21 protein-coding genes are annotated in these 22176 nt (G+C 63.5%); 15 read left to right on the top strand and 6 right to left on the bottom strand.

Annotation, left to right across the window (positions count from 1 at the left end):
- The first annotated feature begins 39 nt into the window (after positions 1-39).
- The 4 genes from NKH89_RS15115 to NKH89_RS15100 all read left to right on the top strand — a co-directional run bounded on the left by NKH89_RS15115 (position 40) and on the right by NKH89_RS15100 (position 4993).
- On the top strand, positions 40-456 hold the full coding sequence (locus tag NKH89_RS15115; protein ID WP_084642682.1) for an endonuclease domain-containing protein: 417 nt from the start codon (positions 40-42) through the stop codon (positions 454-456).
- Between the two features lie 109 nt (positions 457-565).
- On the top strand, positions 566-1870 hold the full coding sequence (locus NKH89_RS15110) for a DUF6638 family protein (protein ID WP_352909225.1): 1305 nt from the start codon (positions 566-568) through the stop codon (positions 1868-1870).
- A gap of 15 nt (positions 1871-1885) precedes the next feature.
- On the top strand, positions 1886-3010 hold the full coding sequence (locus NKH89_RS15105; RefSeq protein ID WP_023719239.1) for a DUF2333 family protein: 1125 nt from the start codon (positions 1886-1888) through the stop codon (positions 3008-3010).
- 303 nt (positions 3011-3313) lie between these two features.
- Complete coding sequence (locus tag NKH89_RS15100; protein ID WP_023719240.1) at positions 3314-4993, top strand: formate--tetrahydrofolate ligase; 1680 nt, start codon at positions 3314-3316, stop codon at positions 4991-4993.
- Positions 4994-5064: 71 nt separating this feature from the next.
- Here NKH89_RS15100 and NKH89_RS15095 read toward each other — a convergent pair whose 3' ends face one another.
- Positions 5065-5712 (bottom strand): cysteine hydrolase family protein, encoded by a 648-nt coding sequence (locus tag NKH89_RS15095; protein WP_352482061.1) that lies wholly within the window; start codon positions 5710-5712, stop codon positions 5065-5067.
- Positions 5713-5840: 128 nt separating this feature from the next.
- Here NKH89_RS15095 and NKH89_RS15090 point away from each other — a divergent pair, with 128 nt between their 5' ends.
- Positions 5841-6827, top strand: coding sequence for a helix-turn-helix domain-containing protein (locus NKH89_RS15090; protein WP_352856584.1), 987 nt, complete (start codon positions 5841-5843; stop codon positions 6825-6827).
- A 6-nt stretch (positions 6828-6833) separates the two neighbouring features.
- Here the strand turns inward: NKH89_RS15090 and NKH89_RS15085 are convergent, their stop codons facing one another.
- Positions 6834-7391 carry a sugar O-acetyltransferase gene (locus NKH89_RS15085; RefSeq protein ID WP_023719242.1) on the bottom strand — a complete coding sequence of 186 codons (558 nt, stop codon included), beginning with the start codon at positions 7389-7391 and terminating at the stop codon, positions 6834-6836.
- A 146-nt stretch (positions 7392-7537) separates the two neighbouring features.
- Between NKH89_RS15085 and NKH89_RS15080 the strand changes: the two genes are divergently transcribed.
- The 3 genes from NKH89_RS15080 to NKH89_RS15070 all read left to right on the top strand — a co-directional run bounded on the left by NKH89_RS15080 (position 7538) and on the right by NKH89_RS15070 (position 10562).
- Entirely contained in the window at positions 7538-7999 is a 462-nt protein-coding gene (locus NKH89_RS15080; RefSeq protein WP_352482058.1) for a DUF4126 domain-containing protein, read from the top strand.
- On the top strand, positions 7996-9372 hold the full coding sequence (locus tag NKH89_RS15075) for an FAD-containing oxidoreductase (RefSeq protein ID WP_352856587.1): 1377 nt from the start codon (positions 7996-7998) through the stop codon (positions 9370-9372). Before NKH89_RS15080 ends, NKH89_RS15075 begins: the two co-directional genes overlap by 4 nt.
- A gap of 140 nt (positions 9373-9512) precedes the next feature.
- On the top strand, positions 9513-10562 hold the full coding sequence (locus tag NKH89_RS15070) for a M14 family metallopeptidase (RefSeq protein ID WP_023719245.1): 1050 nt from the start codon (positions 9513-9515) through the stop codon (positions 10560-10562).
- A gap of 14 nt (positions 10563-10576) precedes the next feature.
- Here the strand turns inward: NKH89_RS15070 and NKH89_RS15065 are convergent, their stop codons facing one another.
- Positions 10577-11347 (bottom strand): isocitrate lyase/PEP mutase family protein, encoded by a 771-nt coding sequence (locus tag NKH89_RS15065; protein ID WP_023719246.1) that lies wholly within the window; start codon positions 11345-11347, stop codon positions 10577-10579.
- Between the two features lie 319 nt (positions 11348-11666).
- Here NKH89_RS15065 and NKH89_RS15060 point away from each other — a divergent pair, with 319 nt between their 5' ends.
- Together NKH89_RS15060 and NKH89_RS15055 are read left to right on the top strand one after the other, a co-directional pair.
- Entirely contained in the window at positions 11667-13856 is a 2190-nt protein-coding gene (locus NKH89_RS15060; protein WP_352494779.1) for an anthranilate synthase, read from the top strand.
- 32 nt (positions 13857-13888) lie between these two features.
- A complete protein-coding gene (locus NKH89_RS15055; RefSeq protein ID WP_023719249.1) occupies positions 13889-14818 on the top strand; it encodes a cation diffusion facilitator family transporter in 930 nt (309 codons plus the stop codon).
- A gap of 216 nt (positions 14819-15034) precedes the next feature.
- On the opposite strand, the gene NKH89_RS15050 is transcribed toward NKH89_RS15055, so the two are convergent.
- A complete protein-coding gene (locus NKH89_RS15050) occupies positions 15035-15283 on the bottom strand; it encodes an antitoxin (protein ID WP_023719250.1) in 249 nt (82 codons plus the stop codon).
- Positions 15284-15307: 24 nt separating this feature from the next.
- The gene (locus NKH89_RS15045; RefSeq protein ID WP_352494778.1) at positions 15308-16408 is read right to left on the bottom strand and encodes a hypothetical protein; all 1101 of its coding nucleotides are present in this window, start codon (positions 16406-16408) and stop codon (positions 15308-15310) included.
- A 102-nt stretch (positions 16409-16510) separates the two neighbouring features.
- Between NKH89_RS15045 and NKH89_RS15040 the strand changes: the two genes are divergently transcribed.
- The 4 genes from NKH89_RS15040 (at position 16511) to NKH89_RS15025 (ending at position 19550) form a co-directional block, all read left to right on the top strand.
- A complete protein-coding gene (locus NKH89_RS15040; protein WP_352450551.1) occupies positions 16511-16963 on the top strand; it encodes a DsrE family protein in 453 nt (150 codons plus the stop codon).
- Between the two features lie 72 nt (positions 16964-17035).
- Positions 17036-17833, top strand: a complete 798-nt coding sequence (locus tag NKH89_RS15035) for an SDR family NAD(P)-dependent oxidoreductase (protein WP_352494777.1) — start codon at positions 17036-17038, stop codon at positions 17831-17833.
- 49 nt (positions 17834-17882) lie between these two features.
- Complete coding sequence (locus NKH89_RS15030; RefSeq protein ID WP_352494776.1) at positions 17883-18191, top strand: putative quinol monooxygenase; 309 nt, start codon at positions 17883-17885, stop codon at positions 18189-18191.
- A 270-nt stretch (positions 18192-18461) separates the two neighbouring features.
- Entirely contained in the window at positions 18462-19550 is a 1089-nt protein-coding gene (locus NKH89_RS15025) for an AbrB family transcriptional regulator (protein ID WP_352909223.1), read from the top strand.
- Between the two features lie 19 nt (positions 19551-19569).
- On the opposite strand, the gene NKH89_RS15020 is transcribed toward NKH89_RS15025, so the two are convergent.
- On the bottom strand, positions 19570-19884 hold the full coding sequence (locus NKH89_RS15020) for a nuclear transport factor 2 family protein (protein ID WP_352494774.1): 315 nt from the start codon (positions 19882-19884) through the stop codon (positions 19570-19572).
- Between the two features lie 591 nt (positions 19885-20475).
- On the opposite strand from NKH89_RS15020, the gene leuA reads away from it, so the two are divergent.
- Positions 20476-22152, top strand: a complete 1677-nt coding sequence (leuA, locus tag NKH89_RS15015; RefSeq protein ID WP_352494798.1) for a 2-isopropylmalate synthase — start codon at positions 20476-20478, stop codon at positions 22150-22152.
- The last annotated feature ends 24 nt before the right edge of the window (positions 22153-22176 follow it).

The raw sequence follows: 22176 nt of genomic DNA, 5'->3' as shown, positions 1-22176 counted from the left end.
CGTTCTTCACGGGGAGAGGGTAAGGGTGAGGGGCAGCGCATGCGTGGGCCAGAAATAGACACAACCAAGCGCGCAAGGCGCCTGCGTCAATCCGACAACGATGCAGAAACCGCGCTCTGGCTGGAGTTGCGCGACCGCAGACTGAACGGCCATAAATTCGTACGGCAGTTGCCGATAGGCTCTTACTTCGTCGATTTCGCCTGCAGAGACTGCCAGCTCGTCGTCGAAGTCGATGGCAGTCAGCATGTCGGCAGCCAATATGATCGAATCCGAGATCGCTTCATCGTCTCCGATGGCTGGTCTATCCTTCGCTTTTGGAACGTAGACGTATTGAAGGAGCGGGAAGCAGTCCTTGAAACAGTGGTGGCTGCGATCGAAGGGCGCCTCGAACGCCATATCGAAACGCGTGATCTTCGATTTGTCGCCGCCAAAGGCTATGGAGAGACATGTCCTTGACCGTTTGCGCTGCCCCTCACCCTTACCCTCTCCCCGTGAAGAACGGGGAGAGGGGGGCGTCAGCGTTGGAGCTCGGTCATCCAGCGCAAGATCCGTTGGGACTACGCGCATGAGTCCTGCCAAGAAACCCGACCTGCTACGCGACAACGAGCTGATCTACGGCCGGCTGCTGACGGTCGACGAGCCGCATCTGATCCAGCGCTACAACAAGGCGATGGTCGCCTTCGGGCTGAAGCCGACCAAGCTGAAAAGCTTCGAGATCGACCGTACCGGCTTTTCGCCGCAGGTCGCCGAGGAATGCGGCGACTACAGCTACCTCGATCCGAACGAGGTCAACCGCCGCTTCATCATCCTGACGCCGTCGCAGATCGACCTGCCGGTGGTGCACACGGCTTTCTCCAACACCTCGCTGCTGATGTACGAGTTCATGTCGAAGAACCAGCGCGCCATCGATGCGCTGACAATCAAGGACGTCATCTACGGCGAGATCGAGGATTCAGTCCCCAAGGTCGACGACATCGAGGATCTGCTGTCGATCAACCAGGTCGAGTTCAAGGTGCTGTCGGCCGAGGACGTGCTGGGCAAGGCCGCCGAGCTCGGCAAGCTGGTCGACCGGCTGAAGCAGGAACCGGATGCCTGGCGCGACAATGCCATGCTTGCACACATGGTCGAGCTGGCGAAGGTCTGCGGCGACATCCGCGAGAATGCGCTGGTGCCGGACCAGGTGATCTTCCGCCACAACGCCTATTGGACCAGCCATTTCGGCGGGCTCTATGTGTTCGTCGATCCCGACGTGACGACGGTGATCAGCGACCCGGCAGCGCCGGGTTTCCGCCGTTCGCGGCCGTGGCAGGTGAGCTACCTCTCGATCCACGACGCCGACAAGGTGTTCAAGTTCCTCGCTTCGACCGGCCGCATCGAGCTGCCGCGCGCCTCATGGATCGAAACCTCCGGCTATCTCGAGCATCGCGCCGAAATGGTGGTGCGCGCGCTGATCCGCGACGCCGAGCCCGACCGCAATCTGACCGACGTCGACAAGGTCTGGCTGCAGACCTGGATCCACGGCCATGCCGATCTGATCGCCAGGGATGGCAATTTTCCCTTCCTCAACGCCGCCAAGCGCGAGATCGCTCAGCTCGGCCATCTCAAGATAGAGGATGTGTTCCCGCAGCAGCGCTTCCTGGTGATCCGCGCCAAGCCGGACCATCAAGACGCCTGGCTGACCAACCAGCTGATCTCGGACTTCGTGCCGCAGGACTTCGTTTCGCGTTACGTCTTCAACAAGCCGGGCTTCTACAGGGATTATGACGGCTTCAGCGACGCTTGGCGATCGCATGTTGTGGACGTTCTGAAAACCGCATATTTGAAGGACAAGGTGGCGTTTCGCACACGCCTCTACGGCTTGACTGACTGAGGGGGTGACATCGCCATGCTTGATCCGATCGTGAATTTCTTCACCCGGATTTTCCAGTGGATTGGCCGCGGCATCGGCTTGCTCATCGGCGCGATCCTGTGGCCGTTCCTGTGGGCGGGGCGCTGGTACACGCAACGCGGCTGGATCCTGAAGGCGGTGCTCGGCCTGGCTGTCGTCGTGCTGATCGGCCTCTACATTAATTTCTTCTACGCCACCCAGTGGTGGAACAATTTCGACCCGAATTACGTCGACAAATACACGTTCGAAAAGCGCAACAGCTCCGCCGGTGAACAGGTCTCTGCAGGCGCCGGCACCGACACGGCCAAGACCTGCGGAAATTCAGCCATTGCCCAGGTTGCGGCCGACCTGACCGACTTCAACGTCAACCAGAATGCCTGGGTGTCGTCGATGATCCTCTACAAGCTCGGCCTGTTCGGCATCGACTGGGACCACACGCCGTTCATGGACAACAAGGCTTCGTTCCAGCGCGGCATCAACCAGGCGGTGCGGCGCACGGCGACCGAGCTTGCCGACAATCTCGGCCGCGTCCGCACCACCTCGCAGATCGACGCCGACCTGCAGGACGCCCGCGGCAATCTGCAGTTCGATGAGGAAACCTGGTACTTCGGCTTGAACCCGTTTGGTCCCAAGACGCCGACCCCGAGCTATTATCGCGACGCGGTGCGCAAGCTGCGTTCCTTCAACGCCCGTCTGGCAGCCTGCCAGGCCACGTTCGATGCCCGCGCCGACAATCTCAAGCAGTATATCGACCGCATCTCGTCCGACATCGGCTCGACCTCGGCGATCCTCAAGGAGCGTGCCGAAAACCACAACAATGGCTGGTTCGACACCCGTGCCGACGACCGCTTCTGGTTCGCCTATGGCCAGCTTTATGCCTATTACGGGCTGATGAAGGGCGCGCAGGCCGACTTCGAGGACGTCATCAAGGAAAAGCACCTGCAGAACCTGTGGGATACGATGGACGCGCAATTCGTCTCGGCGCTGCGCATCCAGCCCTTCATCATCGCCAATGGCCGCGAGGACGGCTGGCTGTTGCCGACACATCTGACGACGATGGGGTTTTACATACTCAGGGTCCGCTCGAACATGGTCGAGATCAGCAACGTGCTGACGCAGTAGCGGATCGTTCCGCGCAGCCGGCGCTGGTGAATTTGCGCCGTTGCTTCTGTCGCTTTTCGCGTATTACGCGGCTGTTTTGAGACGGCGGAACCGCGCCTGCTCTGGCTTCTATACGGCGCGGCGACCGGCGCGAAAAAAGAACCTGTAGCAGGGCAGCCGACCGCAGAGGCACTTTCTTCGTAGGAAACATAGTTGCATGAAAGTTGACGCCGCGGCAGCGACAGGGGTAGAACATGCCCGCGCCTGCAGTGCCGGGCTTGCGACCACAGTAATCGAATCCGTTCAATTCAGAGGGAAGCCGTCATGGCCGAAGTGAAGTCCGACATCGAGATCGCGCGCGGCGCCAGGAAGAAGCAGATCCAGGAGATCGGCCAGAAGATCGGCATTCCGAGCGAACATCTTCTGCCCTACGGCCACGACAAGGCGAAGATCTCGGCCGAGTTCATCAAGTCGGTGAAGGGCAACAAGGACGGCAAGCTGATCCTCGTGACCGCCATCAACCCGACACCGGCCGGCGAAGGCAAGACGACGACGACGGTGGGCTTGGGCGATGGCCTCAACCGCATCGGCAAGAAGGCCATCGTCTGCATCCGCGAGGCTTCGCTCGGACCGAATTTCGGCGTCAAGGGCGGTGCCGCCGGCGGCGGCTATGCGCAGGTCGTGCCGATGGAGGACATGAACCTCCACTTCACCGGCGATTTCCATGCCATCACCACCGCCCATAATCTGCTGTCGGCGCTGATCGACAACCATATCTATTGGGGCAACGAGCTCGGCATCGACACCCGCCGTGTCGTCTGGCGCCGCGTCATGGACATGAACGACCGGTCGCTGCGCGAGATCATCTGTTCGCTCGGCGGCGTCGCCAACGGTTTCCCGCGCGAGGGCGGTTTCGACATCACAGTCGCCTCGGAAGTCATGGCCATCCTGTGCCTGTCGACCGACCTGAAGGACCTCGAAAAGCGCCTCGGCGACATCATCGTTGCCTATCGCCGCGACAAGTCGGCCGTCTATGCACGCGACCTCAAGGCCGACGGCGCGATGGCCGTGCTCTTGAAGGACGCCATGCAGCCCAATCTCGTGCAGACGCTGGAGAACAACCCGGCTTTCGTCCACGGCGGCCCCTTCGCCAACATCGCGCATGGCTGCAACTCCGTCGTTGCCACCACGACGGCGCTGAAGCTTGCCGATTACGTCGTCACCGAAGCCGGTTTCGGCGCCGATCTCGGTGCCGAAAAGTTCTTCGACATCAAATGCCGCAAGGCCGGCCTGAGGCCGGCAGCGGCGGTCATCGTCGCCACGGTTCGCGCCATGAAGATGAATGGCGGCGTCAAGAAGGAGGAACTCGGCAAGGAGAACGTCGAGGCGGTCAAGAAGGGATGTGCGAATCTCGGCCGCCACATCGAGAACATCCGCCAGTTCGGTGTGCCGGCCGTGGTCGCCATCAACCATTTCTACTCCGACACCGAGGCAGAGATCCAGGCGATGAAGGATTATGTCGCCTCGATGGGCGAAGAGGCGATCCTGTGCAAGCACTGGGCTCAGGGATCGGCCGGCATCGAGGAACTGGCCAAAAGAGTCGTGGCGTTGGCCGAATCCGGCGCGTCGCAATTTGCCCCGCTCTATCCTGACGCCATGCCGCTGTTCGAGAAGATCAACACCATCGTCCAGCGCATCTATCGCGGTTCCGAAGCGATCGCCGACAAATCGGTGCGCGACCAGCTCCACGCCTGGGAGCACGCCGGCTACGGTCATTTGCCGGTCTGCATGGCCAAGACGCAATATTCCTTCTCCACCGATCCGAATCTGCGCGGCGCGCCGACCGGCCACACCGTGCCGGTGCGCGAGGTCAGGCTGTCTGCCGGCGCCGGCTTCGTCGTCATCATCTGCGGCGAGGTGATGACCATGCCCGGTCTGCCCAAAGCGCCATCCTCGGAAAAGATCTTCCTGAACGAAATGGGCCAGATCGAGGGCCTGTTCTAAGGATATCAACGCTCGAACGGCAAAGGGCGCCGCAACGCTGCGGCGCCCTTCTGCCTGCTCGCAATAGTCTCCTACGCCGCGCTTCGCGCCAGCGCGCGCTGGTTGGAGGCATAGGGTGTGTCGTGCTGGGGTACCACGCCGGTCTTCAGGCAATCGATCCATTCGGCGGTTTTGAGAACGGCCGCGAAGCGCGACTGCAATACGATCGTCACGACGCGATGGATTTCCTCGCCCGAAGCGTAGCCGGCGCTGTTGGCGTAGGGCAACGACCCCGTCGCGTCCGACAGGAACTCGACCTCAAAACCCATATGCACGGCATGGATGACCGTGGACAGATCGCAATTATGCGTCATGTAGCCGATGACCGTGATCGTATCGATAGAGTTGGCGCGCAGCCACTCCTCTAAATCCGTGCCGGTGAAGGCGCTGGGCAAGTTCTTTTCGATGTAGTGGTCGCGGTTTCGCCTGGCGATTTCCGGGTGCAACTCGGCGCCATGGCTGCCCTTGGCGAAGACCGATGAGGTTTCCGGTGCCAACTGCTTGATGACCACCACCTTGACGCCTGCCTCGGTGGCCGCGTCCATCGCTCGCGCCACATTGACGACGCTCTCGCGGAACGGCGGATGCTGGATGGCGAGGTTGCCGCCGTCATAGTCGTTCTGAACATCGATGACGATGAGGGCGCGGCGTGGAGCTTTGCCTTTGGCTGGGTCCGACATGGGGTTTTCCTTTCCCGTTTGGCATTGATGGGTGGACGATAAGCGCGGCGCCGGATCGCAAAAAGTGTCCCGATTGACATTGTTCGAAAGAATTGGGACAATCGGTGTCACCCTTTGCTGGAGCTCCCATGGCCGATCCTGTCGTTGCCGCCATCGCCTTCGATGGCATCAGCCCGTTTCATCTCTCCGTGCCGTGTCTCGTGTTCGGCGCGGATCGCACGACGCTCGGCCTGCCGCGCTTCGACTTCCGGGTCTGCGCGATTGAGAACGGGCCGATCCGCACTGATGCCGGGCTGACCATCAGCGTCCCGCACGGGCTTTCAGCGCTCGATGATGCCGACATCGTCATCGTGCCGAGTTGGAAGAATCTCGGGATCTCACCGCCGACGACACTGATCGAGGCGTTGCTTGGCGCGCACGAGCGCGGCGCGCTGATTGTCGGACTGTGCTTGGGAACGTTCGCTGTCGCGGCGACCGGATTGCTTTCGGGGCGGCGAGCCGCGACGCACTGGGCCTACGCGGATCAGCTGCAGGAACTCTATCCCGACATTCTCGTCGAACCAGAAGTGCTCTACATCGACGATGGCGATGTCGTGACATCCGCCGGCGTCGCCGCCGGGCTTGACTGCTGCCTGCACGTCGTACGGGCTCGTTACGGCGCGGAGGCAGCGCTTCGCCTTGCCCGGCAGATCGTGCTTTCTCCGCATCGGCAGGGCGGGCAGGCGCAATTCATCGAACGTCCCATCGCCAGAACCGGCAATGCGGACCGCTTCACCCAGGCTCTCGAAACGGTGCGCAAAACCCTGGGTGATCCGCACAGTCTGGACAGCGTTGCCGGTCTCGCCGGCCTCACCCGCCGGACGTTCACGCGCCGTTTCCAGAAAACGATCGGCACCAGTTTCGGCGACTGGCTGACCGACCAGCGTGTGCAACTCGCACAGCGGCTGCTGGAAGCAACGGAAAAATCGATGGATACGGTTGCCTTCGAGGCCGGCTTCGGCAGCGCCACCTCGCTGCGCCAGCATTTCGCGGCGCGGCTCAGAACCTCGCCCGGGCAGTATCGGCGCGAATTCTCGAGGAGTGTCGATTTGGATAGACGCGGCGCTTCACGCTGATCCGGCTCACCCGCTCCTGATTACCCGTGCCGGATTGCCGACCACCGTGGTGTTCGCCGCCACATCGCGCGTCACCACGGCACCGGCGCCGACGATGGCGCCATCACCGATCCTGACCCCGCCGAGGATGATGGCACTGCCGCCGATCCAGACATTGTCGCCGATCTCGACCGGCCTGGCGATCTCCAGCCCTGCCCGCCGCCCGGCAGCCTGCTTGTGGTGCTCGGCGCAATAGATCTGCACATTCGGGCCGAGCAGCGTTCCCTTGCCGATGCGGACTTGCGCCGTATCGAGAATAGTGCAGCCGGCATTGAGGAAGACGCGGTCGCCGAGAAAGATGTTGAAGCCATAAGCGCAGTGGGACGGCGCTTCGATCCGGGCGCCCTCGCCTGCAGCGCCGAGCAGCGCCCGCAAGGCAGGCCCGATATCGCCGCGCTGTCGTGGTGGCAGGCTGTTGTGCTCGAACACCGCGTCGCGTGCCGTGATCCGCAGCGCCTCCAGTTCCGGGTCGAGGCAGCAATACCACTCGCCCGCCGCCATTTTCGTGCGTTCGCTCCCCGTCATGGCCGCAACTCCAGTCTCAATCTTTGCCAAGCACAACTGGTGAAAATACGGAAGCGCCGGCGGCGACACCACCTCTGGTCAAATACCGGACCTATGGTAGCTTGCTCTCTCGGACCTGTCCCAAGCCGGCCATCGAGGGATCAATCATGCTGTACATTCTTGCACTCCTGATTGGCATCGTTGCCGGGCTTCGCGCCATGACTGCGCCCGCCGCGGTCGCCTGGGGCGCCTGGCTAGGCTGGTTGCCGGTCACCGGCACCTGGGCGAGTTTCATGGGTCACTGGATCGCCGTCGGCATCTTCACCATCCTGGCCATCGCCGAACTGGTCACCGACCAGCTGCCATCGGCGCCGAGCCGCAAGGTGCCGCAGCAATTCGGCACGCGCATCGTCTTGGGCGCTTTCACCGGCGCGGTGATCGGCGCCACCGGCGGCGCCACCATCGGCGGCCTGATCGCCGGCGCCGTCGGCGCGGTGATCGGCACGTTGGGCGGCGCCGAGGCGCGTAAGCGCCTGGCCACCGCCTTCGGCAAGGACCCGCCCGCCGCCTTCATCGAGGACGCGGTGGCGATCGTCGGCGGACTTCTGATCGTGGCGGCGGTGGCATGACGGCAAAGACATTCGACGCCATCATCGTCGGTGCCGGGCAGGCCGGCCCACCGCTCGCCGGCCGGCTGAATGCGGCCGGCATGAGCGTGGCGCTGATCGAGCGAAAGCTGGTCGGCGGCACTTGCGTCAATACCGGCTGCACGCCGACCAAAACGATGGTGGCAAGCGCCTATGCCGCGCATCTCGCCCGCTGCGCCGCGGACTACGGTGTGACGCTCTCCGGTCCCATCGGCGTCAACTACAAGGCGATCAAGGCGCGCAAGGACAAAGTCTCGAACGATGCCCGCGGCAATCTCGAAGACTGGATTGCCGGCATGGACAAATGCACGCTCTATCGCGGCCATGCGCGCTTCGTGACCGCCAATACGGTGCGCGTCGGCGACGATCTGCTGAGCGCCGAAAATATCTTCCTCAACACCGGCGGCCGCGCCTCGGTGCCCGACCTGCCCGGCCTCGACGGCATTTCTTACCTGACCAATTCGTCGATGATGGATCTCGACGTGCTGCCGCGCCATCTCATCGTCGTCGGCGGCAGCTATGTCTCGCTCGAATTCGCGCAGATGTTCCGCCGCTTCGGTTCCGAAGTCACGGTCATCGAAAAGAGCCCGCGCCTGATCGGCCGCGAGGACGATGACGTCTCGGACGCCATTTTGTCGATCCTCGAAAACGAAGCCATTGCCGTCCATCTCGGCGCCGACGATATCCGCTTCGCCAGGCGAGGCAACGAAATCGCCGTGACCTTCTCGCCAGGCAAGGCGGCTGCGGTCGGCTCGCATGTGCTGCTGGCCCTGGGCCGCACGCCAAATACCGACGATCTCGGCCTCGACAAAGCCGGCGTCGAGGTCGACAAACGCGGCTTCATCGTCGTCGACGACCAGCTGCGCACCAGCGTGCCCGGCATCTGGGCGATGGGCGACTGCAACGGCAAGGGCGCCTTCACCCACACCTCGTACAATGACTACGAGATTGTCGCCGCCAACCTGCTCGACAACGATCCGCGCAAGGTCAGCGACCGCATCGAGGCCTATGCGCTCTATATCGACCCACCACTCGGCCGCTGCGGCATGACCGAAGCCGCGGTAAGGAAATCCGGCCGCCGCGCCCTTGTCGGCCAGCGGCCAATGACCCGCGTCAGCCGTGCCGTCGAAAAAGGTGAGACGCAAGGCTTCATGAAGATCCTGGTCGATGCCGACACCAAGGAAATCCTCGGCTGTTCGGTGCTCGGCCCGGGTGGCGACGAGGCAGTGCACTGCGTGCTCGATCTGATGTATGCCAAGGCGCCAGTCAGTACGCTGGCGCGCGCGGTGCACATCCACCCGAACGTCTCGGAGCTTCTGCCGACCATCGCCCAGGAATTGAAGCCGCTGGCATAGGCCGGGCGCAGGCGTTATCTCGCGATCCTTTGAGCGCCAAGCCCGGATAGAGCCGTGCGCCCATAGCGCGAAAAGCTGGACCAATCGACAGTGTATTGGCGAAAGGGCATGTGTTCGGTCTCGTTTCCTGGAGACAGTCCATGCAGAAATCCATCGAACGCATCGCCGGCGACAGCGAGGGCGTTTCCTACGAATTCCCCGTCTTCCGCTTCACCGGAACGGACAAGACAGCGCCTTCGGCCTATCTGCAGGCGGCACTTCATGCCGGCGAATTGCCGGGCGTCGTTGCCATCGATGCGCTGATGCCGATGCTCAGCAGGGCGGAAGCCGAAGGCCGCATCAGCGGCAATATGACCATCGTGCCCTGGGCCAATCCGATCGGCCGCGCGCAATATCTCTATGGCGACCATCAGGGCCGCTTCCATCTGGGGACGCGCACCAATTTCAATCGCGGCTTTCCGCGGCTCGCCGCGCCCGACCTCACGCTCCTGCCGGCGCACGGCACGGTCGATCAGCGGCTGAAGACGCGGCTGCTGCAGCTCTCCATCGGCCACGACATCGTGCTCGACCTGCACTGCGACGATGAAGGCCTCGCCTACCTCTACGTCCACACCAGCCTGTGGCCGGCCATGGCGGATTGTGCGGCGGCTATGGGCGTCGATGCGGTGATGCTGTGGCACGAAGATCCCGACGGCACCTTCGAAGGCGCCTCGATCATGCCGTATCAGAACGTTCCCGCCGACGTCGCGCGCCTCGATCGGCGCGTCGCCACCACCGTCGAATATCGCGGCATACTCGACGTCGACGGCGCCCTCGCCAGCGCCGACGCCGAAGGGCTCTACCGGCTGCTGGTGGCGCGCGGCGTCATCCGGGATCAGACGCTGCCCGCGTCTGGCAGCTTCGGAGGACTCGTCGCGCCGATCGAAAATATCGAGATGATGCCGGCGCCCCGTTCGGGCGCGATCCTCTACCACGTGAAGCCGAGCGACCGCGTCACCAAGGGTGCGCGCCTTGCCACCATCGTCCACGCGCCGGGTGAGCCCGACGGCCGCACGGAAGTGTTGGCGCCCCAGGCCGGCCTCATCCTGACACGCCGCTCGCGCCGCATAATTCGCGCCGGCGAGGACCTCTTGAAGCTGGTCGGCGACAGGAAGAGTGCCGATGCAAGGTCGGGGACGCTGGAGGACTGACGCAACCCGCCAGGCTACCCCGAAATCGCCTGTCGCGCCTTGGACTCCAGCCATTCGGCCATCTGCCGGTAAGGCACCGGACCATGGCTCACGCGGGCGACGCCGAGTTCGGCAAGCCTCTGGCGCGGCGGCACATGCGCCAGTGCAATGATGTTGACCGGCAATGCCGTTGCCTGGCAGAGCGCCTCGATCAGGCCTTCATCGGCAAGCCCCGGCGCAAAGAAGCCATGCGCTCCGGCCCTTTCGTAGGCGTGCGCCCGCTCGATCGCCTGATCGAGGAGAGCCTTGTCGTGCGCATCCGGTTTCGCCTTCAGGAAAATGTCGGTTCGGGCGTTAATGAAGGCCGGAATACCCGAGGTCTTCACGGCCGCCGCGGCGGCTTCGATCCGCCTCACCTGTATGGCGATGTCGTGCAGCCCACTGCCGCCGACAATCTGATCCTCGAAATTAAAGCCGACGGCTCCAGCCTGCACGGCGAGCCCCACGCTGCGGGCGACAACCTCCGGAGCGACCCCGTAACCGCCCTCGAGGTCCATGGTTACCGGCAGATCCACCGCCGCAACGATGCGTTTGATGTTTTCGAGCGCCAGTTCCAACGGGATTTTCTCGCCATCGGCGAATCCGAAAGCGGCCGCGACCGGCCAGCTTCCGGTGGCGATGGCCTTGGCCCCTGCTTGCGCGATGATCTTGGCGGAGCCTGGGTCCCAGGCATTGTAGAGGACAATCGGGTTGCCCTTGACATGGAGGGAATGGAACGTCCGTGCGCGGTCGATCTGCTCGGTCATCGATGTTTTCCCGTCTTCCTGCTGTTTGATGCAGAGTCTAGGCAGGACTGCCGGTCTTGGCCATGTGCCATGGGTTGCGAAAGCAGCAGCCACCCCACAGACTTTCAAACCTGTTGCGCATACCGCTTTTCGCGGCTATGGATTTCGCCATGAATATGCGTTCGATCAAGACCATTTGGTGGTGGGCTCGCTGACAGCGGCCTGTTCGAACGCGTTCGCGTGACAATAGAAGGTGGCCGCAGCGGAATGTCCGGGCGGCCATTTGTTTTTTCAAGCCATTCCCGGGTCCGTTGCCCCAAAGACGCTGATGGAGACGGCAATGACGACGAAAATTCTGGAGAATGGCGCCGAGCGCTTCGTCACCGCGGGTGGCGTGGCGATTACCCGCCAGCGCCATGACCGGCCATATGAGGGCGCGATCGACGGCTATGTCGATGGCCTGAATTCGCGCCGCGGCGCCGTGTTTTCCTCGAATTACGAATATCCCGGCCGTTATACGCGCTGGGATACCGCCATCATCGATCCGCCGCTGGTGATCTCGGCACGCGGCCGCGCCATGCGCATCGAGGCGCTGAACCGCCGTGGCGAGGTGCTTTTGCCGGTGATCGGTACGGTGCTTGCCGGCCTTGACGATGTCACGATCGCCGAGACGTCGAACAAACTCATCCGCCTCGAGGTCGCCAAGCCCGGCCGTGTCTTCACCGAAGAGGAACGCAGCCGCGTTCCCTCCGTGTTCACCGTGCTGCGCGCCATCACTGCTTTGTTCAAGACCGAGGAAGACGCCAATCTCGGCCTCTATGGCGCCTTCGGCTACGACCTCGCCTTCCAGTTCGATCCGGTCGACTACAAGCTCGAGCGCAAGCCAAGCCAGCGCGATCTCGTGCTGTTCCTGCCCGACGAGATCCTCGTCGTCGACCACTATTCCACCAAGGCCTGGACCGACCGCTACGACTATTCCGGCGACGGCTTTTCGACCGAAGGCCTGCCGCGCGACGAAATCGTCGAGCCGTTCAGGACCGCCGACCGGATCCCGCCGCGCGGCGACCACGAGCCCGGCGAATATGCCAAGCTGGTGCGCAAGGCGATGAAGAGCTTTGAGCGCGGCGACCTGTTCGAAGTGGTGCCGGGGCAGATGTTCTACGAACGCTGCGAAACCCAGCCCTCCGAGATTTCCCGCAAGCTGAAGAGCATCAATCCCTCGCCCTATTCCTTCTTCATCAATCTCGGCGAGGGCGAATATCTGATCGGCGCCTCGCCGGAAATGTTCGTTCGCGTCAACGGCCGCCGCGTCGAGACCTGCCCGATCTCCGGCACTATCAAGCGCGGCGACGATGCCATTTCCGATAGCGAGCAGATCCTCAAGCTGCTCAATTCCAAGAAGGACGAGTCCGAACTCACCATGTGCTCGGATGTCGACCGCAACGACAAGTCGAGGGTCTGCGAGCCGGGCTCGGTGCGCGTCATCGGCCGTCGCCAGATCGAGATGTATTCGCGCCTGATCCACACCGTCGACCACATTGAGGGACGGCTGCGCGAAGGCATGGACGCCTTCGACGCCTTCCTGTCGCATGCCTGGGCCGTCACCGTCACCGGCGCGCCGAAATTATGGGCCATGCGCTTCATCGAGCAGAACGAGAAGAGCCCGCGCGCCTGGTATGGCGGGGCGATCGGCATGGTCAATTTCAACGGTGACATGAACACCGGCCTGACGCTTCGCACCATCCGCATCAAGGACGGCATTGCCGAGGTGCGCGCCGGCGCCACGCTGCTCTTCGACAGCATACCCGAAGAAGAAGAAGCCGAAACCGAACTGAAGGCATCCGCCATGATCTCCGCCATCCGCGACGCCAAGTCAGGCAATGCCGCCAGCACCGAACGCAGCACCGCGCGGGTCGGCGATGGCGTCAACATCCTGCTGGTCGACCACGAGGACTCCTTCGTCCATACGCTGGCCAACTATTTCCGCCAGACCGGCGCCAATGTCTCGACGGTGCGCACGCCGGTGCCGGACGAGGTCTTCGACCGGCTGAAGCCAAACCTGGTCGTGCTGTCGCCCGGCCCCGGCACGCCGAAGGACTTCGACTGCGCCGCCACCATCAAGCGAGCCCGTGCGCGCGACCTGCCGATCTTCGGCGTCTGCCTTGGGCTGCAGGCGCTGGCCGAGGCCTATGGCGGCGAGCTGCGGCAATTGCACATCCCGATGCATGGCAAGCCGTCGCGCATCCGCGTGTCGAAGCCGGGCATCATCTTCTCCGGCCTGCCCAAGGAGGTGACGGTCGGCCGCTATCATTCTATCTTCGCCGATCCGGTGCGGCTGCCCGATGGTTTTGTCGTCACCGCCGAGACCGAGGACGGCATCATCATGGCCTTCGAGCACCGCAAGGAGCCGATCGCCGCTGTGCAGTTCCACCCGGAATCGATCATGACGCTCGGCCACAATGCCGGCATGCGCATCATCGAGAACATCGTCGCGCACCTGCCGCGCAAGGCCAAGGAAAAGGCCGCTTAATTCGAGGGCTCAGTGTTGGGATTTCTTCCCCAGTGACCGCGGCAGAAATCAAAGCAGCCGCCAGGCAGAAGGTCGCCAGCCTCGCTTTCTGGTCGATCGTCGTCGCCTTCGTCGTGCTCGGCCTCAAGCTGGTGGCCTGGTACGTCACCGGTTCGGTTGCGCTTTATTCGGACGCGCTGGAATCGATCGTCAACGTCATTGCCTCGGCCGCCGCCTATTGGGCGATCCAGGTCAGCTACAAGCCAGCCGACCAGGACCATCCGTTCGGCCACCACAAGGCCGAGTATTTCTCGGCCGTCCTGGAAGGCGTGCTGATCGTGCTTGCCGCCCTGCTCATCCTCAACGAGGTCTGGTGGTCGTGGCAGCATCCGGCCCCGCTCGAACAGCCATGGACCGGCCTTGCCGTCAACGGCGTCGCAACCGTCATCAACGCCGTCTGGGCCTTGACGCTGATCCGCACCGGACGGAGTGAAAAATCACCGGCGCTGGTTGCCGACGGCAGGCATATCATGACCGACGTAGCGACCTCGGTCGGTGTCTTCATTGGCCTGGTCGGCGCCGTGCTGACCGGCTGGCAGGTTCTCGATCCGGCTCTTGCGGTGATCGTGGCGCTGAACATCCTGTGGCAGGGCTGGCACGTCATCGGCTCGTCGATGAACGGGCTGATGGACCGCGCCGTCGACACCCAGGAACATATCCGTATCCGCGACATCATCTCTGCCAATTGCAAGGGCGCGCTCGAGGTCCACGACCTGAAGACGCGCATCGCCGGCCGCGCCACCTTCATCGAGTTCCATCTGGTCGTCGACGCCGACATGTCGGTCGGCGCCAGCCACGTCATCTGCGACCGCATCGAGGACGCGCTGCGGGCAGAGATTCCTTCGGTTCGCGTCATCATCCATGTCGAGCCCGACGACGAAGCGAAACTGCCCAAGGGCACGACGGCCGTGCCGTTCGCGTGAAGCAATTCGCGCAGAAAAATCGCTCAGTCGTGACCCTTCGCGCCCCCTCTGTCCTGCCGGACATCTCCCCCACAAGTGGGGAGATTGGCCGTCACCGCGGCTTTTGCCAATAGCCATAGTCGCAGGAGTGAGTGACGCGAGGAAGCTGCCGATCTCCCCCCAAGTGGGGGAGATGTCCGGCAGGACAGAGGGGGGCGCGAAGGATCGCTGTAGCCCTCATTCCGAGCCGCTGCGCGCCATGGATTCGAGGATCTGATCCGACGGACTTTCCAGAGCCGCCTCCGCGAAATCGTCATCAAGCGGACCGATCACTCTGTCCAGCCAAGCCCAATCCTGCGCAAGAGGCTCGATAATGACGCTCTGGCCGTGGCGGCTGATGAAAACCTCTTTGGTGTCGAAACGGTACTCCTTTGGCAAGCGCACCGCCTGCGAGCGGCCGGACCAAAACACCCTTGTCTTGCGCATGGCATCCACCTCCTCGTCACATGATCAAGGCCCGCAGGCGGCCTGCGGCATCGGCTCCAGCCGGTAGACCTTGTCGTCGGAGCTGGTGTCGCCTTCCGCCGCCTTCGAGCACAGATCGACGATCGGCAGGCCGCTGTTTGGGTTGGCCAGCATCATCGTGCCGTTGGCGCCGCGGCGGAGGAAAATCTCCTTTTGCGCGATATCGCAGGAGGCACCACCCGTCTTCGCGCTCGCCGCGCAGCGCCACTGGTCGCCCTCGCCCTGGCAGTTATAGACCTGCGTGACCTTGGCCGATTTCTGCCGCGTGGTAACCGAAACGGCGATGTCTGCGCCGCTCGGCCAATTGGCGAGGTCGCCGCCCTTGGCGAAGGATGCCAGCTCGACCGGTCCGCGGAAAACCCGGATCGTCTGGGTCAGCTGATCGGGATGCGAGCCGAGATGCGCGGCATCATAGTCACGCCCGTAGCAGAAGGCCTGGTCCGGCTTCAGCCGCTCGCGCAATGGCGGGCCAAGTGCCGGATCGATCGGGTCGATGCGGGCGAACTCCGCCTTGCAGGTCGCGGCCGGCATCGGATCGAGCCTGAAGCCGTTGTCGTCCTTGCCCAACGCCTGCCGTTCGTACTCCGCCTTGCCGAGCTCGTCTTCCGATCCGGCATCGAGATAAAGATCGGGCTGCACGTCCGAGACGATCAGCCGGCCCTTGTCGTCGACCTTCAGCGAAGCCATGGTGCGATCGCAGTCCATGCCGCAACGGATCGGACCGGTTTTGCCGTCCTCCGATTCATGGCTGCACCAACCGCCGAGCCATTCCGGCGCCTTGGCGCCGCGTACCGTCGTCGCCATGAAGCCATTGTAGGAGGAATCGATGCCGGTGCTTGGCTCCTCGTTTGGCCGGCTGACCGGATCGCGGCCGTAATAGAAGAAGATGCGCGCCACCTTCTGGTGCGGATGCGACTTGAGATGCGCGGCGTCGTAGACGCGGCCGAAACAGGCGTCCTTGCCGTCGGGGCTGAGCTCGGTGAGTTTGAGCGTGTCATCGGCGAAAGCAGCGCCGCCGACGGCGGAAAGCAAGGCAGCCCCAAGCCCGGCGCCCACAATGGTCCCCGTTATGGTCCTCGACGTCATGCTACCCCTCCATTGCCCCGACAAGACGTGACGTCAATTTATGCTAGGATCGAGGCCGAGGCCACGCAATTTGCGCGGGCCGGCTAAATGGGAGATGAAGCCATGCGACGCCGCGATATTTTCCGCGTCGGTCTTGCCGGGGCCGCCGGGCTTTTCGGGCTGCGCCCCACCAAGGCGGCAGCCATTGAAGTCAAGGCCGTCGAAGAGGAAAGGCAAAAGGTCGCCTATCACCTCAGCGATCTCGACAAGGTCAATTTCGTGCTCGGCAACATCAAGAACCACTTCGAAGGCACCGACGGCAAGGTCGACATCGCGCTTGTCGTGCACGGCCCAGCACTTGCCGCCTTCAAGTCGAAGGGCATATCCGCCGCCATTTCCGGGCGTTTCGCCGGCCTTGTCCAGGATGGGCTCAGCCCGCACGCTTGCGCCAACACCATGCACGGCATGGATATCGGCCTGGCCGACCTGCTCGACGGCTTCCATGCCGCCGACAGAGGCGGTGTCGTCAAGCTCGCCGAATTGCAGCGCCAGGGCTACGCCTATCTCAGGCCATAGGCTTTTACGGACTTGAACGCGAGGACTGCGAGGGCCTACGAAGAGCAGGCCGAGTCCCCCGGAGGAATAGACGTGCCAGCCACCACCACCCTTGTCAGCCCCTCTCTGGTCATCCCCGACCTTGCCGGAAAGGCGGTGCTGGTCACCGGCGCGTCGACCGGCATCGGCGCGGCGCTTGCACTTGCCTACGCCGCGCAGAAATGTCGCGTCGCACTGCACTACAATTCGAGCCGGGTGGCTGCCGAAAACCTGGCGGCGACCATTCGCAACGGTGGCGGCGACGTGTTCCTGACCCAGGGCGATTTCTCGATCCCCGCCGATGTCGAGCGCGTCGTCGAGGACAGTGCGCAACATTTCGGCCGGCTCGACGGCCTCGTCAACAATGCCGGCGGCATGCTCGGCCGCGTGCCCTATGCCGAGCAGACCGAGGCGCATTACGACGCGGTGATGGACCTCAACGCGCGTTCCGTGCTGACAGCTTCGCGCAAGGCGATCCCATGGCTGAAGCGGCAGGGCGGCTTCATCGTCAACACCTCCTCGATCGCCGCGCGCAACGGCGCCGGTGGCGGCGCCGGCCTTTACGGCTCCGCCAAGGCCTTCGTCTCCAACGTCACGCGCGGCATGGCCAAGGAGCTGATCGGTTTCAACATCCGCGTCAACGCGGTGGCGCCCGGCACGATCGCGACACCTTTCCACGAGCGCTACTCGACCGACGACCAGATGAAAGGCATGATCGCCACCATCCCGCAGGGCCGCGCCGGCACCGCCGAGGACTGCGTTGGCGCCTATCTGTTCCTCTCCTCCGCTCTGTTGAGCGGCTACATCACCGGCCAGGTGATCGAGGTGAATGGCGGCCAGTTGATGCCGTAGACGGCGAACTGCATACTCCTGGTTGCGTAATCTCAACGGAGCAAAGCGAATGTACGGACTGATCGGCAAGATGCGGGCGACGCGCGGCCAGCGCGACGCGGTCATGGAGGTCCTGCTCGCCAGCACCGGCGCCATGCCCGGCTGCCTGAACTACATCATCGCCACCGACCCGGCCGACGCCGACGCGATCTGGGTGACCGAAGTGTGGACCGACGCCGAAAGCCATAAAGCTTCGCTGCAGCTGCCCGAAGTCCAGGCGGCAATCGCCAAGGCACGGCCGATCATCGCCGGCTTCGAGTTCCAGGTGGAGACGCGTCCGGTTGGTGGGTTTGGGTTGCCGGCGGTGAAGGCGGGATAGAGGAGAGGCCGGCGGGACAGCGCCCCCCCTCTGGCCTGCCGGCCATCTCCCCCTCAAGTGGGGAGATTGGCAGCTTCGCCGACAGCTCTCTTTTTGGAGATTGGCGAAGGCCGACGTGACATCCAATCTCCCCACTAGAGGGGGAGATGTCCGGCAGGACAGAGGGGGGCGCGAAGGATCGCTACGGATGGCTGGTGCCATTACCACCCAAGCCCTTTTCCCCCGCAAAAAGGGTTCGCATTTTTTCGCGACCGGTCTAAGAGCCGATCTATGGATTCTTCCCCGAACCCGCCGGCCATCGAGCACCTGGGGCGGATCCACAAGGGCTGGCAGTGGCCGGTCCTGGTGGTGGTCTCGGTGCTGTTTGCCGGCGCGCTGGAACTCGCCGCCCTGCCCGCCGCACTGCTGATCGGGCCGATGCTGGCTGCCATCGCTGCCGGCACCAACGGCGCCACGGTGCGCGTGCCGCGGGTTCTGTTCGGCTCCGCCCAGGCGGTCGTCGGCTGCCTGGTCGCCAGTTCCATCTCGGCCGATATCTTTCCCGTCTTCTACAAGGAATGGCCGCTGTTCCTCGGCGTCGTGATGGCGACGGTCGCGGCATCCAGCCTGCTTGGCTGGCTGATCAGCCGCTGGCGCATCCTGCCCGGCACCACCGCCGTCTGGGGTTCGTCGCCGGGCGCCGCCACCGCCATGGTGCTGATGCGCGGTGCCTTCGGCGCCGACCAGCGCCTCGTCGCCTTCATGCTCTATCTGCGCGTCATCTGCGTCTCGATGACGGCGGCCCTGGTGGCCAAGCTTTGGGTCGACACCTCAGGCATCGAGGTGCCGGCCATCGTCTGGTTTCCGCCGGTCGACCCGAAAGGCTTGGCCGCGACATTCGGCGTGGCGCTGGTCGGCGGCCTCGCCGGAAAGCTTTTCAGGCTGCCGTCGCCGTTCTTCCTCGGCACCTTCATTTTCGGCACCGTGATCCATCTCGGGCTCGGCGTGACCATGCAGCTGCCGCCCTGGCTGCTCGCCTTGAGCTATACGATGATCGGCTGGAGCATCGGCCTGAATTTCACCAGGGCCATCTTGCGCCACGCGGCCCGCGCGCTGCCGCAGATCGTCGGCTCGATCATTGCCCTGATCGTCTTTTGCGGCGGCCTCGCCTTCCTGATCAGCCGCCTGCTCGGCATCGATCCGCTGACCGCCTATCTGGCGACCAGCCCCGGCGGCATGGACAGCGTCGCCATCATCGCCGCCGCCGCGCAGCACGTCGACATCTCCTTCGTCATGGCGCTGCAATCGGCACGCTTCCTGATCGTGCTTCTGGTCGGCCCAAGCGTGGCGCGGCTGGTGGCGAGAAGCCTGCGGGAGTAAAGACCAGCCGGGCAGTGCGTCAGCTGATCACCAGGCCCGATATACGCTCGCCGTCCAGCGTGAAGACCATATCGCCGTCGCCGTTGAAACCGTTGCCTTCGACGGCGATGCGAACGCGGTAGGTGCCGTCCTTCGCTGCGATGCCGAGGATGCGGAGTCTGGATTGCACGCCGATATTGTCCGACTGGTTCCAGCGCGCAATCTGCTCGCGGCCCTTGAACGACCGGCCCCAGTCGCTCAGGAAGGCGTCGGGCGTGAAACTGTCCAGGAAGGCTTCGCTATCGCCGGCATTGGTGGCTTCGACAAAGCGGCGGATCGGATCGGGTGTGGTCATGTTTCCTCCTGGGAGGTGCCGGAAATAAAAAACCCGCCTCGACGGCGGGTCCTCGGCGCCAATCAGCACCATAGCCAGATTAGTAGCATAGCTGCCGGCACAAAGCAAGAACAAAGTTGCCCCACCCTCAACTTTGAATGTTGGCGAAAACCAAGGCGACATCCAATCTCCCCCTTGCGGGGGGAGATCGGCAGCTTCTGCGACGGCGAGGCTCCCACTTGCCTCGCTTTGCCCGCTCCTGTATGAAATCCGCCATGAGCCCGCGCGCCACCTCTTTTGCGTCCCGCCCGACCGGCATTGCCGGCCAGACCGTTCGCGCGCTTGCCTCCACCCTGCTGCTTCTCGGCCTTATCGGCGATCGCCGGGTTCGCTGAAGGAGCGCCCGGCGGTCGAATTGCCGCTCACGCGCACGCTCCTTGGCCAGTCACAAATTGGCACGTCACATCAAGCGAACGAAATTCTGGTAAAGGCGCCGCTCGCCACCAATCCGGCTGAAGCTGGATCCGCGAGCCGCCGGGAGAAATGACGATGAACGCACGAGAAGATATCCGTCTGAATGTAGAGGAAATCAGCAAGCCTGCGGTAAAGGGCATGCCGGACGCCGCCCGCAAATACCAGCCCTATCCGACCGTCGGCCTTGCCGATCGCACCTGGCCTTCGAGAGTGATCGACAAGGCGCCGATCTGGTGCTCGGTCGACCTGCGCGACGGCAACCAGGCGCTGATCGATCCGATGGGCCAGGAACGCAAGGCGCGCATGTTCGCCCTGCTGCTCGACATGGGCTTCAAGGAGATCGAGATCGGCTTCCCGTCGGCCTCGCAGACCGACTTCGATTTCGCCCGCTGGTGCATCGAACAAGGCAACGTGCCCGCCGACGTCTCGCTGCAGGTGCTGGTGCAGTGCCGGCCGGAACTGATCACCCGCACTTTCGAGGCGCTCAAGGGTGCCACCAACCCGATCGTCCATTTCTACAATTCGACGAGCGAGCTGCAGCGCCGCGTCGTCTTCGAGAAAGACGTCGCCGGCATCAAGCGGATCGCCACCGATGCGGCCAAGATGATCACCGACATGGCGGCGAAGGCCGGCGGCGGCTATCGTTTTGAATATTCGCCGGAGAGTTTTACCGGCACCGAGCTCGAAGTGGCGCTGGAGATCTGCAACGCCGTCACCGAAATCGTCCAGCCGACGGCGGAAAACAAGCTGATCATCAACCTGCCCTCCACGGTCGAGATGTCGACGCCCAACATCTATGCCGACCGCATCGAATGGATGTGCCGCAATCTCGACAACCGCGAGAACCTGTTGATCTCGCTGCATCCGCACAACGACCGCGGCACCGGCATCGCCACCACCGAACTCGGCCTGATGGCGGGCGCCGACCGCGTCGAAGGCACGCTGTTCGGCAATGGCGAGCGCACCGGCAATGTCGACATCGTCACGCTGGCGCTCAACATGTACACGCAAGGCGTCGATCCCGGGCTCGACTGCTCCGATATCAACCGCATGAAGGACGTCTACGAATACTCCAACCAACTGAAGATCCCCGAGCGCCATCCCTATGTTGGCGAGCTCGTCTACACTGCCTTTTCCGGCTCGCACCAGGACGCCATCAACAAGGGCATGAAGGCGCTGCGCAAGGCCAACACGCCGCACTGGGAGGTGCCCTACCTGCCGATCGACCCGGCCGATGTCGGCCGCAGCTACGAAGCCATCATCCGCATCAACTCGCAGTCCGGCAAGGGCGGTATCGCCTATGTGCTGCATGCGGATTACGGCCTCAACCTGCCGCGCAACCTGCAGATCGAGTTCAGCCAGGCCATCCAGGCGATCACCGACGCCGAAGGCAAGGAGGTGCCGGCCAAGCGCATCTACGAGCGCTTTCTCGACACCTATGTCGACCAGCCCGGCGCGCGGCTGAAGTTCCTCGACCACCACACCTACCCCGACACCGAGGTCAAGGGCCGGCGCGTGGTCGAAGCGGTGATCCTCGACGGGGGCAAGGAGGTGACCATATCCGGCACCGGTACTGGCCCGATCGACGGCTTCGTCGATGCGCTGTCGCGCCACGTCGGGGTGCCGATGTCGGTGCTCGATTATTCCGAGCATTCCATGCAGCGCGGCTCGAATGCCTCGGCCATTTCCTATGTCGAGATGGAACATCCGGGCGGCAAGCTGTTCGGCGCCGGCATCAACACCAATATCGTCGCCGCCTCGCTCGAAGCCGTGGTTTCGGCCGCCAACCGCATCGTCGGCCGGAAGGGCGGCTAGCCGAAACTGCCAGGCCCGCGCCAT

Origin of the sequence: Mesorhizobium sp. M0923, assembly GCF_040319365.1 — a bacterium.
Taxonomy (GTDB): Bacteria; Pseudomonadota; Alphaproteobacteria; order Rhizobiales; family Rhizobiaceae; genus Mesorhizobium.
The sequence above is the reverse complement of the archived record's forward strand: the minus strand, read 5'-3'. Positions and strand labels throughout refer to the sequence as shown.

Bases quoted from the DNA above. Each gene is read 5' to 3' on its own strand.
- NKH89_RS15025 (WP_352909223.1), top strand. From the start codon at position 18,462: ATGGATTCTTCCCCGAACCCGCCGGCCATCGAGCACCTGGGGCGGATC.
- NKH89_RS15075 (WP_352856587.1), top strand. From the start codon at position 7,996: ATGACGGCAAAGACATTCGACGCCATCATCGTCGGTGCCGGGCAGGCC.
- NKH89_RS15050 (WP_023719250.1), bottom strand. From the start codon at position 15,283: ATGCGCAAGACAAGGGTGTTTTGGTCCGGCCGCTCGCAGGCGGTGCGC.
- NKH89_RS15085 (WP_023719242.1), bottom strand. From the start codon at position 7,391: ATGACGGGGAGCGAACGCACGAAAATGGCGGCGGGCGAGTGGTATTGC.
- NKH89_RS15065 (WP_023719246.1), bottom strand. From the start codon at position 11,347: ATGACCGAGCAGATCGACCGCGCACGGACGTTCCATTCCCTCCATGTC.
- NKH89_RS15045 (WP_352494778.1), bottom strand. From the start codon at position 16,408: ATGACGTCGAGGACCATAACGGGGACCATTGTGGGCGCCGGGCTTGGG.
- leuA (WP_352494798.1), top strand. From the start codon at position 20,476: ATGCCGGACGCCGCCCGCAAATACCAGCCCTATCCGACCGTCGGCCTT.
- NKH89_RS15040 (WP_352450551.1), top strand. From the start codon at position 16,511: ATGCGACGCCGCGATATTTTCCGCGTCGGTCTTGCCGGGGCCGCCGGG.
- NKH89_RS15030 (WP_352494776.1), top strand. From the start codon at position 17,883: ATGTACGGACTGATCGGCAAGATGCGGGCGACGCGCGGCCAGCGCGAC.
- NKH89_RS15095 (WP_352482061.1), bottom strand. From the start codon at position 5,712: ATGTCGGACCCAGCCAAAGGCAAAGCTCCACGCCGCGCCCTCATCGTC.
- NKH89_RS15110 (WP_352909225.1), top strand. From the start codon at position 566: ATGAGTCCTGCCAAGAAACCCGACCTGCTACGCGACAACGAGCTGATC.
- NKH89_RS15020 (WP_352494774.1), bottom strand. From the start codon at position 19,884: ATGACCACACCCGATCCGATCCGCCGCTTTGTCGAAGCCACCAATGCC.
- NKH89_RS15105 (WP_023719239.1), top strand. From the start codon at position 1,886: ATGCTTGATCCGATCGTGAATTTCTTCACCCGGATTTTCCAGTGGATT.
- NKH89_RS15115 (WP_084642682.1), top strand. From the start codon at position 40: ATGCGTGGGCCAGAAATAGACACAACCAAGCGCGCAAGGCGCCTGCGT.
- NKH89_RS15090 (WP_352856584.1), top strand. From the start codon at position 5,841: ATGGCCGATCCTGTCGTTGCCGCCATCGCCTTCGATGGCATCAGCCCG.
- NKH89_RS15100 (WP_023719240.1), top strand. From the start codon at position 3,314: ATGGCCGAAGTGAAGTCCGACATCGAGATCGCGCGCGGCGCCAGGAAG.
- NKH89_RS15070 (WP_023719245.1), top strand. From the start codon at position 9,513: ATGCAGAAATCCATCGAACGCATCGCCGGCGACAGCGAGGGCGTTTCC.
- NKH89_RS15080 (WP_352482058.1), top strand. From the start codon at position 7,538: ATGCTGTACATTCTTGCACTCCTGATTGGCATCGTTGCCGGGCTTCGC.
- NKH89_RS15060 (WP_352494779.1), top strand. From the start codon at position 11,667: ATGACGACGAAAATTCTGGAGAATGGCGCCGAGCGCTTCGTCACCGCG.